This window comes from Thiomonas sp. 13-64-67 (assembly GCF_002282795.1).
In the GTDB taxonomy this organism is placed as follows: domain Bacteria; phylum Pseudomonadota; class Gammaproteobacteria; order Burkholderiales; family Burkholderiaceae_C; genus Thiomonas; species Thiomonas arsenitoxydans.
This window is the reverse complement of the sequence record NZ_NCKP01000073.1, coordinates 1-14,172: the sequence shown is the minus strand read 5'-3', so window position 1 is coordinate 14,172 and position 14,172 is coordinate 1. Positions and strand designations below refer to the sequence as shown.

General features: G+C 65.5%; 15 protein-coding genes and 1 pseudogene. 9 read left to right on the top strand and 7 right to left on the bottom strand.

Features of this window, described 5'->3' with window-relative positions; all coding sequences use genetic code 11:
- Nucleotides 1–425: pseudogene (locus B7X30_RS13815) on the bottom strand (hypothetical protein); the annotation flags it as partial.
- 65 nt (nt 426–490) lie between these two features.
- Between B7X30_RS13815 and B7X30_RS13810 the strand changes: the two are divergent.
- The 6 genes from B7X30_RS13810 to B7X30_RS13785 all read left to right on the top strand — a co-directional run bounded on the left by B7X30_RS13810 (nt 491) and on the right by B7X30_RS13785 (nt 8,135).
- On the top strand, nt 491–2,803 hold the full coding sequence (locus tag B7X30_RS13810; protein ID WP_286731288.1) for a TonB-dependent receptor plug domain-containing protein: 2,313 nt from the start codon (nt 491–493) through the stop codon (nt 2,801–2,803).
- 266 nt (nt 2,804–3,069) lie between these two features.
- A complete protein-coding gene (locus B7X30_RS13805; RefSeq protein WP_286731287.1) occupies nt 3,070–4,392 on the top strand; it encodes a branched-chain amino acid ABC transporter substrate-binding protein in 1,323 nt (440 codons plus the stop codon).
- A 34-nt stretch (nt 4,393–4,426) separates the two neighbouring features.
- Nucleotides 4,427–5,401, top strand: coding sequence for a branched-chain amino acid ABC transporter permease (locus tag B7X30_RS13800; RefSeq protein ID WP_286731285.1), 975 nt, complete (start codon nt 4,427–4,429; stop codon nt 5,399–5,401).
- The gene (locus B7X30_RS13795) at nt 5,398–6,645 is read left to right on the top strand and encodes a branched-chain amino acid ABC transporter permease (protein WP_286731283.1); all 1,248 of its coding nucleotides are present in this window, start codon (nt 5,398–5,400) and stop codon (nt 6,643–6,645) included. Before B7X30_RS13800 ends, B7X30_RS13795 begins: the two co-directional genes overlap by 4 nt.
- A complete protein-coding gene (locus B7X30_RS13790; RefSeq protein WP_286731280.1) occupies nt 6,646–7,416 on the top strand; it encodes an ABC transporter ATP-binding protein in 771 nt (256 codons plus the stop codon).
- Nucleotides 7,413–8,135, top strand: a complete 723-nt coding sequence (locus tag B7X30_RS13785; protein WP_286731278.1) for an ABC transporter ATP-binding protein — start codon at nt 7,413–7,415, stop codon at nt 8,133–8,135. The genes B7X30_RS13790 and B7X30_RS13785 overlap by 4 nt, the downstream gene beginning before the upstream one ends.
- On the opposite strand, the gene B7X30_RS13780 is transcribed toward B7X30_RS13785, so the two are convergent.
- Nucleotides 8,118–8,432, bottom strand: a complete 315-nt coding sequence (locus tag B7X30_RS13780) for an RnfH family protein (protein WP_286731276.1) — start codon at nt 8,430–8,432, stop codon at nt 8,118–8,120. The genes B7X30_RS13785 and B7X30_RS13780 overlap by 18 nt on opposite strands.
- Nucleotides 8,419–8,859, bottom strand: coding sequence for a type II toxin-antitoxin system RatA family toxin (locus B7X30_RS13775; RefSeq protein WP_013105194.1), 441 nt, complete (start codon nt 8,857–8,859; stop codon nt 8,419–8,421). The genes B7X30_RS13780 and B7X30_RS13775 overlap by 14 nt, the downstream gene beginning before the upstream one ends.
- A 75-nt stretch (nt 8,860–8,934) precedes the next feature.
- Between B7X30_RS13775 and smpB the strand changes: the two genes are divergently transcribed.
- Nucleotides 8,935–9,378, top strand: coding sequence for an SsrA-binding protein SmpB (smpB, locus tag B7X30_RS13770; RefSeq protein ID WP_013105193.1), 444 nt, complete (start codon nt 8,935–8,937; stop codon nt 9,376–9,378).
- A 69-nt stretch (nt 9,379–9,447) separates the two neighbouring features.
- On the opposite strand, the gene nadA is transcribed toward smpB, so the two are convergent.
- Together nadA and nadC are read right to left on the bottom strand one after the other, a co-directional pair.
- On the bottom strand, nt 9,448–10,545 hold the full coding sequence (gene nadA / locus B7X30_RS13765) for a quinolinate synthase NadA (protein ID WP_286731274.1): 1,098 nt from the start codon (nt 10,543–10,545) through the stop codon (nt 9,448–9,450).
- Between the two features lie 32 nt (nt 10,546–10,577).
- Entirely contained in the window at nt 10,578–11,417 is an 840-nt protein-coding gene (gene nadC, locus B7X30_RS13760; RefSeq protein WP_276709861.1) for a carboxylating nicotinate-nucleotide diphosphorylase, read from the bottom strand.
- Between the two features lie 283 nt (nt 11,418–11,700).
- On the opposite strand from nadC, the gene B7X30_RS13755 reads away from it, so the two are divergent.
- Nucleotides 11,701–12,516, top strand: a complete 816-nt coding sequence (locus B7X30_RS13755; protein WP_013122609.1) for a Crp/Fnr family transcriptional regulator — start codon at nt 11,701–11,703, stop codon at nt 12,514–12,516.
- A gap of 121 nt (nt 12,517–12,637) precedes the next feature.
- Here B7X30_RS13755 and B7X30_RS13750 read toward each other — a convergent pair whose 3' ends face one another.
- The gene (locus B7X30_RS13750) at nt 12,638–13,270 is read right to left on the bottom strand and encodes a nucleotide-binding protein (RefSeq protein WP_286731271.1); all 633 of its coding nucleotides are present in this window, start codon (nt 13,268–13,270) and stop codon (nt 12,638–12,640) included.
- 85 nt (nt 13,271–13,355) lie between these two features.
- Nucleotides 13,356–13,946: a malonic semialdehyde reductase gene (locus B7X30_RS13745; protein WP_286731269.1), complete on the bottom strand. Its 591-nt coding sequence runs from the start codon at nt 13,944–13,946 to the stop codon at nt 13,356–13,358.
- An 89-nt stretch (nt 13,947–14,035) separates the two neighbouring features.
- Between B7X30_RS13745 and B7X30_RS13740 the strand changes: the two genes are divergently transcribed.
- The coding region (locus B7X30_RS13740) for a DUF1841 family protein (RefSeq protein ID WP_286731290.1) at nt 14,036–14,172 on the top strand (137 nt) is incomplete at its 3' end.

The following is a 14,172-nucleotide window of genomic DNA, read 5'->3' as shown; positions in this document are numbered from 1 at the left end:
TCGCCCGCGCGCAGGTGCGCAGCGATGCGCGCCAGGGCTGCGGTGTAGTCCGCCTGCGTGATGCCGGGCTGCAGAGCGGCCACGCCGCAGGGCTGGCCACCATCGAGGCTGGCGCTTTGCGCTTGGAGCCACTGCTGCGTTTGGGCGGCGGTCATGCGCGTGGCCGCATCGAACGCCAGCGCCTCGACCAGAGGGGTGGCCAGAGGGGCGTGCACGGGCAAGCCAGCCAGCGCTTGCGCGGCTTCGTAATGGACGAGCAAGGCGACCTGACGCCCAGCGTTCAATGCGTCTTCGATCTGCTGAAAAGCACCTTCGACTTGCTCTGCCTGCCACGCCTGCCAGCGCGCCACCGGCTGCTGGTACAGGGGGAAACCCCTGTGACAGGTGGGCGACAAATGCGACGTTTTGTCGCGCTTGTGGCGCAACAGGCATTCCTACAGTGAGACCGTCGTTTTTGGCAACGGTTTGAATCCATCGCTTTCAATTGTCCATGCAAACATCTTTCTGTCCTCCGTCAAGCTCGCGTCTGTCGCGCACCGCTCTTTCAATCGCCCTGAGTGCCGCACTGGCGGCGCTGTGCGCCAGCAACGTCCAGGCCGCCGAGACCGCCCTGCCCGAAGTCGTCGTCTCGGGTGCGGCCGCTGGCGCGCAGTCCTGGGCGCAATGGCAAAGCGCCATCGATCTGGCCCAGCGTCGCGCCGCAACGAATGACACCGCCAGCCTGCTGCTGGGCATTCCCGGCCTGTCGGTCAACGCGGCGGGCGGCGTCTCCGGGCTGCCGCAGTACAACGGCCTGTCGGACGACAACCTCGACATCCAGCTCGACGGCATGGGGCTGATCGCCAGCTGCCCCAACCATATGAACCCGGTGCTGTCTTACGCCTCGCCGTCGCAGGTGCAGAGCATCACCGTGTATCCGGCGGGCATGGTGCCGGTGTCGGTCGGTGGCGACGCCATCGGCGGCGCCATCGAGGTGAAAACCCGCGCGCCACAATTTGCCCCGGCCGGGCAGGCGTCGATCTCCGGCGGCGAGGTCAGCGCGGGCTATGCCAGCAACGGCGCTGCGCGCAGCCTCGGGCTGAACGCTTATTACGGCACGCCGTCGTTCGCCATCGCCTACGACGGCGCACTGACCAAGGCCGATGACTACTCCGCCGGGGGCGATTTCAAAACCTTTACCTCCACCGGCCGCCCGGGGCAGAGCCTCGCGCGCGACGTCGTCGGCTCCACCGCCTACGACGTGCGCAACCACACCCTGGGGCTGGCGTGGAAGGGCAGCGATCAATTGTTCGAAATCGGTCTGGGCTATCAGGACGTGCCGTATCAGCTCTACCCCAACCAGCGCATGGACATGCTGGGCAATACCGAAAAACGCATCAATCTGCACTGGCTCAAGCAGTTCGGCTGGGGCTCGCTCGATGCGCGCGCCTACCATGAAACCGTCGATCACTTCATGGACTTCGGCGCAGATAAACGCTTCTGGTACGGCAGCCAGACCATGCAGGGCAGCGTGGGCGGCTATCCCTGCAGCCCGCTGTCGCCCACCTGCGCCGCCGGCATGCCGATGTATAGCCAAAGCCGCACCACCGGGGTGAAGCTGCAGGCAAGCATCGATCTGTCGGCGCAAGACGTGTTGCGCACCGGAGTCGAGCTGCAGCGCTATCACCTCGACGACTACTGGACGCCTTCGGGCGGGATGATGTGGCCCGGCACCTTCCTCAACGTCAACGACGGCAAGCGCGACCGCATCGGCGTGTGGGGCGAATGGCAAAAGCAGCTCAGCGCGCAATGGCAAACCCTGGCGGGGCTGCGGGTGGAGCGCGTGCGCACCGATGCCGGGCCGGTGCACGGCTATGCCAACAGCAATGGCATGGGCACGATGATGAACTACCAGTTGCGCGACGCCACGGCGTTCAACACCATCGACCGCGCGCGCACCGACACCCATGTCGATGCCTCGCTGCTGTCGCGCTGGACGCTCTCGCCCGAGCAGGATCTCTCGGTAGGCCTGAGCCACACCACTCGCTCACCCAACCTCTACCAGCGCGATCCCTGGAGCACCTGGTCGATGGCTGCGGTGATGAACAACTTCGTCGGCGACGGCAACGGCTACATCGGCAACCCCAATCTCAAGCCGGAAAAAGCCACCACCCTGTCGGCCAGCTTCGATCTGCACAGCGCCGACCGCGCTTGGACGTTCACCGCGCAACCGTTCTACACCCATGTCAGCGATTACATCGACGCGGTGCAGTGGAACGCAATGGCCAACGCGCCGCAAGCCACGCCACTGAAAAACCAGTTCGTCGTCCTCAAATATGTCAACCAGACCGCGCGGCTGTACGGGCTGAATCTCTCGGGCAAGATGCCTTTGGACAACGGCGCGCTCGGCCGGCTGGGGTTGCAAGGCGTGGTGAACTACACCCGCGGGGAAAACACCACCACGGGAGACAACCTCTACGCCATCATGCCGCTCAACGCCCGGCTCAGTCTCACGCAGCAGTTGGGCGGATGGAACAACGCGCTGGAATGGGTGCTGGTCAAGGCCAAGACACAGGTTTCCGCCGTGCGCAATGAAATCCCGACCGGCGGCTACGGCCTGCTCAACCTGCGCACCAGCTACAGCTTCAAGCAAGCGCGGGTCGATTTCGGCATCGACAACCTGCTCGACAAGTTCTACGCCCTGCCCACCGGAGGTGCCTACGTCGGCCAGGGCACGACCATGTCGATCAACGGCCTGCCCTGGGGCATTGCCGTGCCGGGGCCGGGACGCTCGGTGTACGCGCGGGTGGGGGTGAAGTTCTAAGCTGCCCGGATGGCGTTGAACCCGGATTTTCCATGAGGACACGGGATGATGGCGCGGCGGATTGGGGATGGATTCGGCCCTGCGCGACAAGCCCATAGCCCGAGCTATGGGCGCGAAGCGCGGGGGCGAAGACGCCTCAAGCCGTCCGCCAGCGCCCGTGTAGGGGCAAAGCCCCGCCGAATGGGAAATCCGGGTTGAAATAGCATTGCCTTTTTGCGCCGCCCCTGAAAACCGGGGCGGCTGTTCCCTCACAAGGCTTTGCTCGCATGCACACCACCCGCAGAAGTTTTATCTCCACCCTGGCCGGTGGCTTATTGCTCGGCGCCGCGCCAGTGCATGCGCGGCAGATTCCCACCGTCAAGCTCGCTTTCATCGACCCGCTCACCGGCCCCTTCGCCGCAGTAGGGCAGAACCAGTTGCAGAGTTGGCAGTTCGTGGCCGACCGGGTCAACCGCGGCAACACCGCCGGGGTGCGCTTCGAGATCGTGCCGTTCGACAACAAGGGCGCGGTGCAAGATACGGTCAATGCACTGCAGGCCGCGGTGGATCAGGGCATCCGCTATGTGTTGCAGGGCGACGGATCGGGCGCGGCGATTGCGCTCTCTAAAGCGGTGAGCCGTCACAACACCCGCCATCCCGGCAAGGAAGTGCTCTATCTCAACTACGCCGCGGTCGATTCCGCACTGACGGGCAGTGACTGCAGTTTCTGGCACTTTGCGCTGCAGCCCAGCGTGCCCATGACCCTGCAGGCGATGACCGACGACATCCGCAACCGGCCGCAGATCAAGCGCGTCTATCTCATCGAGCAAGACTATTCCTTCGGCCATCAGGTGGCGAAGTACGCCCGCGAAATGCTGGCGCTCAAACGACCCGACATCCAGATCGTGGGCGAAGATTTCGTGCCCCTCGGGCAGGTCAAAGACTTTTCGCCCTATATCGCCAAGGTGCAGGCCGCCAAGGCCGACTGCATCATCACCGCCAACTGGGGCCCCGACCTCACCCTGCTCATCAAGGCGGCGCAGCAAGGCGGGCTCAAGGCCGATCTCTACACCTTCTACGCCAGCAGCCTGGGCGCGCCCAGCGAGATCGGCCCGCACGACGCCGGGCGTGTCAAGCTGGTCTATTACAGCAACCCCAATCTGCCCGGCGTGCTGCAAAGCCTGCAAAAAGGTTTCCGCGACAAGTACAAGCAAGACTTCTCGGTACCCGCCACCTACACCGGCTTGGCCTTGCTCACTGCCGCCATGACCAAGGCGCACAGCACCGAGCCGCTGAAAGTCGCCAGCGCGATGGAAGGGCTCAAGTTCCACACCTTCAACGGCGAGGTCACCCTGCGCGCGGCCGATCACCAGTTGCTCCAGCCCATCTATGTCAGCGACTGGCAGCCGGTCTCGCCCGCCAACCCCTACGACGTGGAAAACACCGGCTACACCTTTGCGCTGGAGCACACTTACCGCCCCGCGCAGACCACCCTGCCCGCGCAATGCACCATGCAGCGGCCGTTGATGACCGAGGTCTATCCGGTCAAACCGCCCAAGGTGACGGCCAGCGCGGTGCCCGGCGCCAGCCAGGGCACGCCGTCGCGCTAAAGCCGGGAGTCTGATCCCTGGCCACGGCTGCTGCATGGAGGCGCTCGCACTCTCCGCCCTCAATGGCCTGAGCTACAGCCTGCTGCTGTTCCTGCTCGCCTCAGGGCTGACGCTGATCTTTTCGCTGCTGGGCGTACTCAATTTCGCCCACGGCAGTTTCTACATGCTCGGCGCCTATCTGGCCTGGCAAAGCGGCCAGTGGCTGGGCTTCTGGGGCGGACTGCTGCTTGCGCCGCTGGGCGTTGCCGTGGTGGCCACCGGGTTTGAAGTCGGCGTGTTGCGGCGTCTGCGCGCGCAGGGGCATCTGCCGGAGTTGCTCGCCACTTTCGCCTTCGGCGTGGTGCTGGTGGAAGCGGCCCGGCTGTTGTGGGGCAGCGGCTCGGTGCCTTATGCCATACCCGCATCGCTGCAGGGCGCGCTGTTCGCCTTGAGCGGGGTGGACTTTCCGGTGTACCGCGGCTTTGTCATGGCGACGGCGCTGGCCGCGCTGGCGCTGGCCTGGCTGCTGCTGTGGCGCACACGCGCCGGGCTGATCGTGCAGGCCGCGCTGACGCACGCGCCCATGACTTCGGCTCTGGGGCACGATGTACGCGCGGTGCAGACCGGGGTGTTTGCCGTAGGCGGCGCACTTGCCGGGCTGGCCGGTGCGGTGGGGGGGCCGCTGCTCGTCACCGAGCCGGACATGGCCGCGCAAATGGGCGCGCTGCTGTTTGCCGTCATCATCATCGGCGGTCTGGGGTCGCTGCGCGGCGCGCTACTGGGTGCGCTGCTGGTGGGCGAGGTGCAGACCCTCGCCGTGGCCGTCAACGGCTCCTTGGCTGACGGCCTGCAAGCTCTGGGCTGGAACGCCCCGGCCGCCTGGCCCGCGAGCGACGGCATTCTCCCCAGCCTGCTGCACCTCGACCTGGCCCGCGCCGCACCGCTGCTGCCTTATGTGCTGCTGGTCGTGGTGCTGGCGCTGCGCCCGCAGGGGCTGACGCGCGCGCTGTCTCGGGACGACGGGCTGTGAACGCCGACGTGCCCGCCCCGGCGCGCGGCCGCGCTGCGCTGTTTTCGCTGCTGGTCGCGCTGCCGCTGGCCTTGCCGCTGAGCAGCGCCGGTTTCAGCCTGCTGTCGCAACTGGCCAGCGCCTGGCTGCTGCTGCTGTCGGTGGGGCTGTTGGTCACCCGCGCCGGGCTGCTCAGCTTCGGGCAGGCGATGTATGCGGGGTTGGCCGCCTATGCCGCCGCGCATGCGATGAACACGATTGCCGCCCGCGGCTGGCCGCTGCCCTTTGCCCTGGTGCCCGTGTATGGCGGCATGTTTGCCGTGGCCGTGGCGCTGGTGCTCGGCCCGATCAGCGTGCGGCGAGGGGGCTTGAGCTTTGCCATGATCACGCTGGGTCTGGGCCTGCTGGTGGCGTTGGCCGCGCCCATGCTGCAGGGGTTTTTCGGCGGAGAGGGCGGTGTTTCCACCGACCGCACCGCCGGGCCGGTCTGGCTGGGGCTCGATTTTCTGTCGCAGCGACAGGTCTATGGCGTGAGTGCCGCTTATGTGCTGCTGGGCGCGGCCTTGATGCGTGGGCTCGACGGCACCCGGCTCGACCTGCTGGCGCGCGCGGTGCGCGACAACCCCTTGCGCGTTGCGGTCAGCGGCGCCACACCGCGACGGGTTCGGCTGCAACTGGTGCTGGTGAGCGCCTTTCTAGCCGGCCTGTCCGGCGCCTTGCAAACCCTGCGGCTCGAACAGGTGAGCGCCGGATCGCTCGGGCTGCCGCAATCGAGCATGGCCCTGCTGTTCAGCTTGGCCGCAGGCAGCGGCACGGCCTGGGGCGCCTTGCTGGGCGCCGGCTTGATGGTGGGCAGCGAGTCGGTTCTGGCCTCGGTTTCGCAGGCCTGGATGCTGTATGTCGGCCTCGGTTTTCTCGCCATCGTGCATCGTGATCTGGGCGCCGCAGGGTTTGAGCGGGGTCTTGCGCGATTTGGCGCAAGGGCTTCGCGCCCGCCGCAATCCCGATCTGCTGTGGGGCCTGGCAGCGCTATTGCTCTGCGGCGCGCTCGCGGTCATGGGCGCGAGCAGCTTGGTCGAACTGCTCTACGCCGTGCGTCAACAACTGCTGGTAGGCAGCACCCTGCGGCTGTATGGCGTGCCGCTGCAGATCGACAGCGCCGATGCCTGGGTTGGCGCGGCGCTGCTGGCCTCCACGGGCGCGGGGCTTGGCGCCCTGGTGTGGCGAGCGCTGGCGCCGCAGTTGCGCAGAGACGGAGCCCGTGAATGAACGCCGCATTCAACGCCACTGAGCGCCCTCCCCTGCTCGACGTGCGCGGCGTGCACTGCGTGCTCGGCGGCCAGCCCATCCTCACCGATCTGAATCTGCAGATCGAGGCTGGCGAACGCGTGGCCCTCATCGGCCCCAACGGCGCGGGCAAATCCACCTTGTTTCAGGTGATCAGCGGCCTGCGCCCCTTGCGCGCCGGGAGCGTGTGGCTGGCGGGCCGACGGATCGACCGCATGAACCCCGCGCAGATCGCCCAGGCGGGCATCGGCCGCAGCTTCCAGTCGCCGCAGGTTTTTTCCCGCTTGAGTGTGGCGGACAATCTGCGCGCCTGCCTGCTTGCGGCGCAACCGGCCCGGCGCTGGTGGCTGCCGTACCGACGCGATGCCGAACTGCAGCAGCAGGTCGCACACTGGCTGCGGGCGCTGCAATTGCAGGACTGCGCTGATACGCCGGCGCAAAGCATCGACTATGCCCGCCTGCGCGCGCTGGAACTCGGCCTCGGGCTCATCAACCGCGCGCCTTTGCTGCTGCTCGACGAGCCCACCGCCGGCATGAACCGGGCGCGGGCCGCGCACATGCTCGATCTGATCGCCCAGCTCTGCAGCGACCGCACCCTGCTGCTGATCGAGCACGACCCGGACGCCGTGTTCCGCCTGGCCACGCGGGTGGTGGTGCTGCATCAGGGCCGCGTGCTGGCCGACGGCGCGCCCGAGGCCATTCGCCACGACGCACGGGTACAGGCGGTCTATCTGGGCACGGCGCCATGAAGCTCCCGCCCGAGAAAGGCGCGCTGCTCGATGTTCGCTCGCTGCAGGCGGGCTATGGACCGGTGCAGGTGCTGCGCGGCGTGCATCTGCAACTGCGCGCGGGGGAATTGCTGCTTGTTCTGGGGCGTAATGGCAGCGGGCGCAGCACCCTGCTCAAGGCGCTGATGGGCCTTATTCCCGCAACGGGCCGTGCAAGTCTTGCCGGGCAAGAACTGCTCGGCCTGCCCGCGCACCGCCGCGCCCGGCTGGGGCTGGGCTATGTGCCGGAACAGCGCGAGATTTTTCCGCGTCTGAGCGTGCGGCAGAACCTGCTTTTGGGCGCCAAGCCCGCGCGAATAGTCGCACGCACGGGCCCGTCGCGCTGGAACGAGGCAGCGGTGCTGGCCCTGTTTCCGGCGCTGGCGCCACGGCTGCACGCGCCCGCCCAGGCGCTGTCCGGCGGCGAACAGCAAATGCTCGCCATCGCCCGCGCGCTGATGGGTAACCCCGATCTGCTCCTGCTCGACGAGCCGACCGAAGGTCTGGCGCCCCAGCGCGTGGCCGAGACGGCTACGCTCATCCAGCAACTGCAGGAGCAGGGGCTGGGCGTGCTCATAGTCGAGCAAAAACCGTGGGCGCGCGAGCTGGCGGGTCGCGTCATCGTGCTCGGTGACGGCCTCACGCAGTTCGAAGGCCCGCCCGCCGACATACCGCCCGAGGTCTCAGCGGCGTGGCTTTGAGGCGGCAGCCCGCAAGCGCCGCGCGGTCATGGGATCGACCTGCAAGGGACGGCAAAGGTCGATGCGGTCGCCGTCCTGAAGCATCCGCTGCAGCGTGACGCGCTGGCCGTCGATGCCGTAGAGGATGTCGATCCAGGTCAATTCGGGATGGGCGCTGAGCATGCCGCTGGCCTGGAGCGCCTGGCCAACCGTGGCGCCTGCTGGCAGCGCCAACCGCCTCAAGTCGGGTTCGCCGCGTTCGGGCGCGTAGAACACCGCAATGTTCACCTTGCCAACCACGGCTTCAACGCGGCCCATAAACCTGTTTGGCGCGCTGCACGAAGGCATCGACAAAGCTGCTGGCGATATGGTTGAACACCGGGCCGATGACCTTCTCCACCAGAAAGTTGGAGAACTTGTAGTCCAGCAGAAACTCGACCTTGCATGCCTTGCCGTCGGCAAGGGGGTTGAATACCCAGCGCCCGTGCAGGGCGGAAAAGGGCCCGTCCACCAGCCGCATGCGCACTTCCTGACCGGGCACGTTGGTGTTTTGCGTGGTGAAGCTCTGGCGGATGCCCTTGAAGTCGATGGTCACACTGGCACGCACCGTATCGCCCTCTTCCGACTGCACCGAGGCGCCCCCGCACCAGGGCAGAAACTGCGGATAGGCGGCCACATCGGTGACCAGGTCGTACATCTCTTGCGGGCTGTACCAGATGAGGACGGATTTGTGAACCTGGGGCATGGGCGAACGTGGGCGGATCAAGGCTTCTTAGAATGAGATGATTGTATTGAGGGCCGAACGCCCCATATTCCCCGCATGAGCATCGCCGAAAACCGCAAGGCCCATTTCAATTACTTCCTCGAAGACCGTTTCGAAGCGGGCATCGTGCTCGAAGGATGGGAGGTCAAATCCGTGCGCGCCGGGCAGGTGCAACTCACCGACGGCTATGTGGTCATCCGCGACGGCGAGCTGTTTCTGATCGGCATGAACGTCACCGCACTCAACAGCGCCTCCACCCATGTGCGGCCGGATGCGTCGCGTACGCGCAAACTGCTGATGCACAAGGATGAAATCCGCAAGCTCATCGGCAAGGTCGAGCAGCGCGGCTACACCCTGGTGCCCATCAACCTGCATTACAAGGGCGGCCGGGTGAAGCTCGATCTGGCGCTGGGCAAGGGCAAAAAAGACCACGACAAACGCGACACCGAAGCTAAGCGCGACTGGCAACGGGAAAAGGCGCGCATCATGAAAACGCGGTAGCGTTTCAATAAAACGCGATAGCGTTTCAGCAAAACGCGATAGCGCGCCAGCTTGGTGCGTCGGCGCCCGCTACGCCGCGCCGATGCCGGGAACCAGACTGCCCGCCATCGCTACAGTCTTTTGCGCTGCTGTGAAGTCGAGCATGCGCTGCACCGGCACGCGGGCGCGGGCGGCCAGAGCGGCGTCGAGTTCGATGGCATTCGCCCCGGTCTCCAACACACGCGCCAGTCCAGCCAGGCTGTTCATCGCCATCCATGGGCAATGCGCGCAGCTCTTGCAGGTGGCGGCATTGCCCGCGGTGGGCGCAGCGATGAAGGTCTTGCCGGGATTTTGCTGCTCAAGCGCGTGGAACATGCCGGCATCGGTGGCGACGATGAATTCAGGCGCGTCGAGTTCGCGCGCCGCCTTGAGAATCTGCGAGGTCGAGCCCACCACATCGGCCAGGGCGACCACCGCCGCCGGGCTTTCGGGATGCACCAGCACGCGCGCTTTGGGATGCTCGGCCTCGAGCAGTTCGAGTTCCAGCGCCTTGAATTCGTCGTGCACGATGCACGAGCCCTGCCACAGCAGCATGTCGGCGCCGGTTTGCTGCTCGATATAGCCGCCCAGATGGCGGTCGGGCGCCCACAGGATTTTTTCGCCGTGCGCATGCAGATGCGCCACGATGTCGAGCGCGCAGCTCGAAGTCACGACCCAGTCGGCACGCGCCTTCACCGCCGCGCTAGTGTTGGCATAGACCACCACGGTACGGTCGGGATGGGCATCGCAGAAGGCGCTGAACTGCGGCGCGGGGCAGCCCAGATCGAGCGAGCAGTTGGCGTCGAGATCGGGCATGAGCACACGCTTGTCCATCGACAGCATCTTGGCGGTCTCGCCCATGAAACGCACCCCGGCGACGACCAGGGTGCTGGCCGGATGACGGGCGCCGAAGCGCGCCATTTCCAGCGAATCGGCCACCAGCCCGCCCGTGGCCTGCGCGAGATCCTGCAGATCGGGATGGGTGTAGTAATGCGCCACCAAGACAGCGTCCTGCGTGCGCAGCAGTTGGGCGCAGCGCGCCATCAGCGCGTCGCGCTCGGCGGGGCTGGGCTCCACGGGCACGCGCGCCCAGGCCTGCGCGGTGCCGATGACCGGGCTATCAAATGCGATCGAAAAAGTGGCGGACATGCGGACTTCCTCTTGAATGAATGCGCAACAAGTCAAAGCGCCGTAAAACGCATCGACAGATCGACGGCCTGCACATCCTTGGTCAGCTTGCCCACGGAGATGCGGTCCACGCCGGTTTCTGCAATGGCGCGCACGGTTTGCAGATCCACCCCGCCAGACACTTCCAGCACGGCGCGCTGGCCGGTAAGGCGGACCGCCTCGCGCAGTTGATCGAGCGACATATTGTCCAGCAGCACCATGCGCGCGCCTGCGCGCAGAGCCTCGTCGAGCTGGGCCAGGGTTTCGACCTCGATCTGGATGAACTGCGCCTGCGCCGCCACCGCCTGCGCCCTTTGCAGCGCCAGCGCCACCCCACCTGCGGCGGCGATATGGTTTTCCTTGATCAGCACAGCGTCGAACAGGCCGATGCGGTGATTCATTCCACCGCCCACACGCACCGCGTATTTCTGCGCCAGACGCAAGCCCGGCAGGGTTTTTCGGGTATCGACAATTTGCGCCCGTGTGCCGCGCACGGCGTCCACATACTGCGCGGTACGCGTGGCCACCGCGCTGAGCAACTGCAGGAAATTGAGCATCGTCCGCTCGGCGCTGAGCAGCGCACGTGCGTTGCCTCTGATCTCCAAAAACACAGCATCTGCTTGCAACGTAGCGCCTTCAGGCGCTAACCACTCCAGATGCGCCGCCGGGTCGAGCGCGCGCACGCAGGCATTGGCCCACGGCGTGCCGCACAACCGCGCGGCCTCACGGCTGCGCACCGTGGCACGCGCCACGGCCTGCGGGTCGATGAGCGCAGCGGTGAGGTCGCCGCTGCCCAGATCCTCCTCCAAAGCCCGCCGCACATCGCGTGCGGCCAGAGTGTGCACATCCATCATGGTGATCGCGCCTTTCGTCTTTACAGGCTGAAAAGCGTTGCAGTGTAGGCGGATCGGCAAACCGTCCCGGGCGGCGCGGGTGTGTCAGGTTGTCGCGGATTGGGCACAAAGAGCCACCGCACCCGCGACAGATTGCCGCAGTTTTGTGCGCTGCAAAAATCGACATTCCGCAATGAAGCGCGCCAAAAATCAGGGTTAGTCCTAGTTATCACGGTGAATTCCCTATATTGACAAGGCCATATCAGTACTCGCTAATATTGCGCTAAATCAATGAAAGCGAGTTATGGAAACCACTTTTGCCAATCCGCAGACAACCACGGCGATTCCGCTCGCGACCCTGCGCAAAACCTTGCCGCGCAGCAAGCAGCCGGAAGCCAACCGCCTGGCGCATACCGAGGTGGTCAACGCCTGGCGCGGCGCTTCCGACTGTCGCAGCTGCGGCGTGCGACGTATTGCGCTGTTCGGCGCGCTGCGCATGGAAGACTTCGACACCTTCCATCAGGTCATCGACGACATGCAATTTGCCCCCGGACAGCAGCTGTTCAGCGAAGGGCAGCGGGGCGACTGGCTCTACACCATCAAGACCGGCTATGTGAAGCTGGAGCGCGTGCTGCCCGATGGCACCCGCCGCATCACCCGCGTGGCGCGGCGCGGCGATCTGATCGGGCTGGAGTGCTTCATTCAAGAGCCTTATATGCATCACGCTTCGGCCATCGGCGCGGTGCGGGTGTGCCGCATTCCGGTGGAAGTGATTCGCAAAATGGAAGAGCAGGTGCCCAATCTGCGCCAGGAGTTTCTGGAGCGCTGGCACCGCGCCCTGCGCGACACCGACGAATGGGCGCTGCTGCTCGGCTCGGGAGCCATTCCCGCGCGCATGGCTCGTCTGCTGCTCAAACTGGCCGACCCGGAACTCAACGACACCATCACCCTGCCCAAGCGCAGCGACCTCGGCGCCATGCTCGGCGTGGCGCTCGAAACGGCCAGCCGCGTGATCGCCCAGTTCGAGCGCGACAAGCTGCTCGAACATGTCGGCCCGCGCTTGTTCCGCGTCAACCGCCCGGCGCTCGGTCTCGTCGCGCAACCCGAACGCGCCGCCTGAGGCGGGCCGAAACCATCCCTTCGACAAAACGGTAGAGCGAAACTCCCGAAAAACCGCAGCCGCCAGCTTCCTTGCAGCTTGGGCACATCCGACGCAATGTTTGCAGGATGTGCCTATTTTTTTACCCGCGCCCTGACGGCTGCTGCAGCCAGCGAGTGATGGGCTGCCATTGCTCCAGGTCTTTGGCCGCCTGGCTGGGCGGCAGGTCCCACAGGGTGAGGCCGTGCGCGGCCATCTGCGGGTACAGCGTGGTCTGGCGCAGATTGCTCAGCATCGGCAGGCCGCTTTGCGTCACGAAGGCTTGTAATTGCTCGGCGGCATGGGTGCGCGGGTCGATGCGCACGCCCACTAGGCCCACATCGAAGCCGTGTTTTTCGCGCGCCTCGCGCAGTTTTTCCAGGAATTCCTGCGTGGCGTAGATGTCGAAAATCGACGCCGACAGCGGCACCAGCACCTTGTCGGCCTGTTTCATCACATCGTTCAGCCGCCAGCCATGCAGCCCGGCGGAGGTGTCGATCACTGCGTGGGTGGTGCCCTTGGGCGGTTTGGCGATGTAATCAAAGCTCATCTCCCAGGTGTCGATACGCGGCAGCGCTGGATCGCGCAGCGACAGCCAGAGGCGGGCCGATTCCTGCCGGTCGGAGTCGCCCAGCATGACCCCATGGCCTTGACTGGCGAAAAATCCGGCAACCTGCGTGGACAGGGTGGATTTGCCCACCCCGCCCTTGGGATTGGCGACAACGATGACCGGCATGAGGCGTCCTTTCTGTTTTGTGTTCTGGCGATGGGTGCGAAATTACCAGAACCGACGCACAAACTCCACGCCGCGCACGCGCGCCCTATGCGATGCGACAAGCCTGCTCGAAGCTCAGACGCGGGCTGCGGGGGAACAACGCGCTGGCGTCGCCATAGCCGAGATTGCACAGAAAGTTCACCTTGACTTCGGTGCCCGCGAAAAATGCGGCATTCACCGCGTCGGCATCGAATCCGCTCATCGGGCCGCAGTCCAGGCCCAGGGCGCGGGCCGCGAGAATGAAGTAGCCGCCTTGCAGGCTGGAGTTGCGCAGCGCCGTGGTGGCGATGAAATCCGGCTTGCCCGCAAACCAGTTGCGCGCGTCGAGATTGTGCGGAAACAGCTGCGGCAGCTGTTCGTAAAACGCCATGTCCATGCCGATGATGGCGGTCACCGGCGCTTTGAGCGTCTTGGCGCGGTTGCCCTCGCTCATACAGGGTGCAAGGCGGGCCTTGGCCTGCTGCGACTGCACGAACACGATACGCGCCGGGGAACAGTTGGCCGAGGTTGGCCCCCATTTCATCAGGTCGTAGAGCTGGTGCAGCAGGTGCTCGGGCACGGGCTGGTCCAGCCAGGCGTTGTGCGTGCGGGCTTGGTCAAACAGTTGGCGCAGGGCGCTGGCGTCGATCATGGGCATGGTGAGTCTCCTGAGAACAAGCTGAAATGGTCGCTCAAAACCGATTTGTAAGTGCATGCGCATCACGGGCGGATCGGCTGCAGGACAATATGCCCACCATGTTCAATCCCAGCAAAGACGAGGTTCGGCAGTTTTTTCTTTCCGCCTGGCAGCGGCATCGTGCTGGCGGCGTGCTCACGCCGCTGGAACTCATCGCGGCAGACTGGATGGAACTGCACCCCGAATA

What these genes read in the sequence shown, in the direction of transcription:
- B7X30_RS13755 (WP_013122609.1), top strand. Translation starts at nt 11,701, where the DNA reads ATGGAAACCACTTTTGCCAATCCGCAGACAACCACGGCGATTCCGCTC.
- B7X30_RS13785 (WP_286731278.1), top strand. Translation starts at nt 7,413, where the DNA reads ATGAAGCTCCCGCCCGAGAAAGGCGCGCTGCTCGATGTTCGCTCGCTG.
- B7X30_RS13780 (WP_286731276.1), bottom strand. Translation starts at nt 8,432, where the DNA reads ATGGGCCGCGTTGAAGCCGTGGTTGGCAAGGTGAACATTGCGGTGTTC.
- nadA (WP_286731274.1), bottom strand. Translation starts at nt 10,545, where the DNA reads ATGTCCGCCACTTTTTCGATCGCATTTGATAGCCCGGTCATCGGCACC.
- nadC (WP_276709861.1), bottom strand. Translation starts at nt 11,417, where the DNA reads ATGATGGATGTGCACACTCTGGCCGCACGCGATGTGCGGCGGGCTTTG.
- B7X30_RS13800 (WP_286731285.1), top strand. Translation starts at nt 4,427, where the DNA reads ATGGAGGCGCTCGCACTCTCCGCCCTCAATGGCCTGAGCTACAGCCTG.
- B7X30_RS13790 (WP_286731280.1), top strand. Translation starts at nt 6,646, where the DNA reads ATGAACGCCGCATTCAACGCCACTGAGCGCCCTCCCCTGCTCGACGTG.
- B7X30_RS13810 (WP_286731288.1), top strand. Translation starts at nt 491, where the DNA reads ATGCAAACATCTTTCTGTCCTCCGTCAAGCTCGCGTCTGTCGCGCACC.
- B7X30_RS13775 (WP_013105194.1), bottom strand. Translation starts at nt 8,859, where the DNA reads ATGCCCCAGGTTCACAAATCCGTCCTCATCTGGTACAGCCCGCAAGAG.
- B7X30_RS13745 (WP_286731269.1), bottom strand. Translation starts at nt 13,946, where the DNA reads ATGCCCATGATCGACGCCAGCGCCCTGCGCCAACTGTTTGACCAAGCC.
- B7X30_RS13750 (WP_286731271.1), bottom strand. Translation starts at nt 13,270, where the DNA reads ATGCCGGTCATCGTTGTCGCCAATCCCAAGGGCGGGGTGGGCAAATCC.
- smpB (WP_013105193.1), top strand. Translation starts at nt 8,935, where the DNA reads ATGAGCATCGCCGAAAACCGCAAGGCCCATTTCAATTACTTCCTCGAA.
- B7X30_RS13805 (WP_286731287.1), top strand. Translation starts at nt 3,070, where the DNA reads ATGCACACCACCCGCAGAAGTTTTATCTCCACCCTGGCCGGTGGCTTA.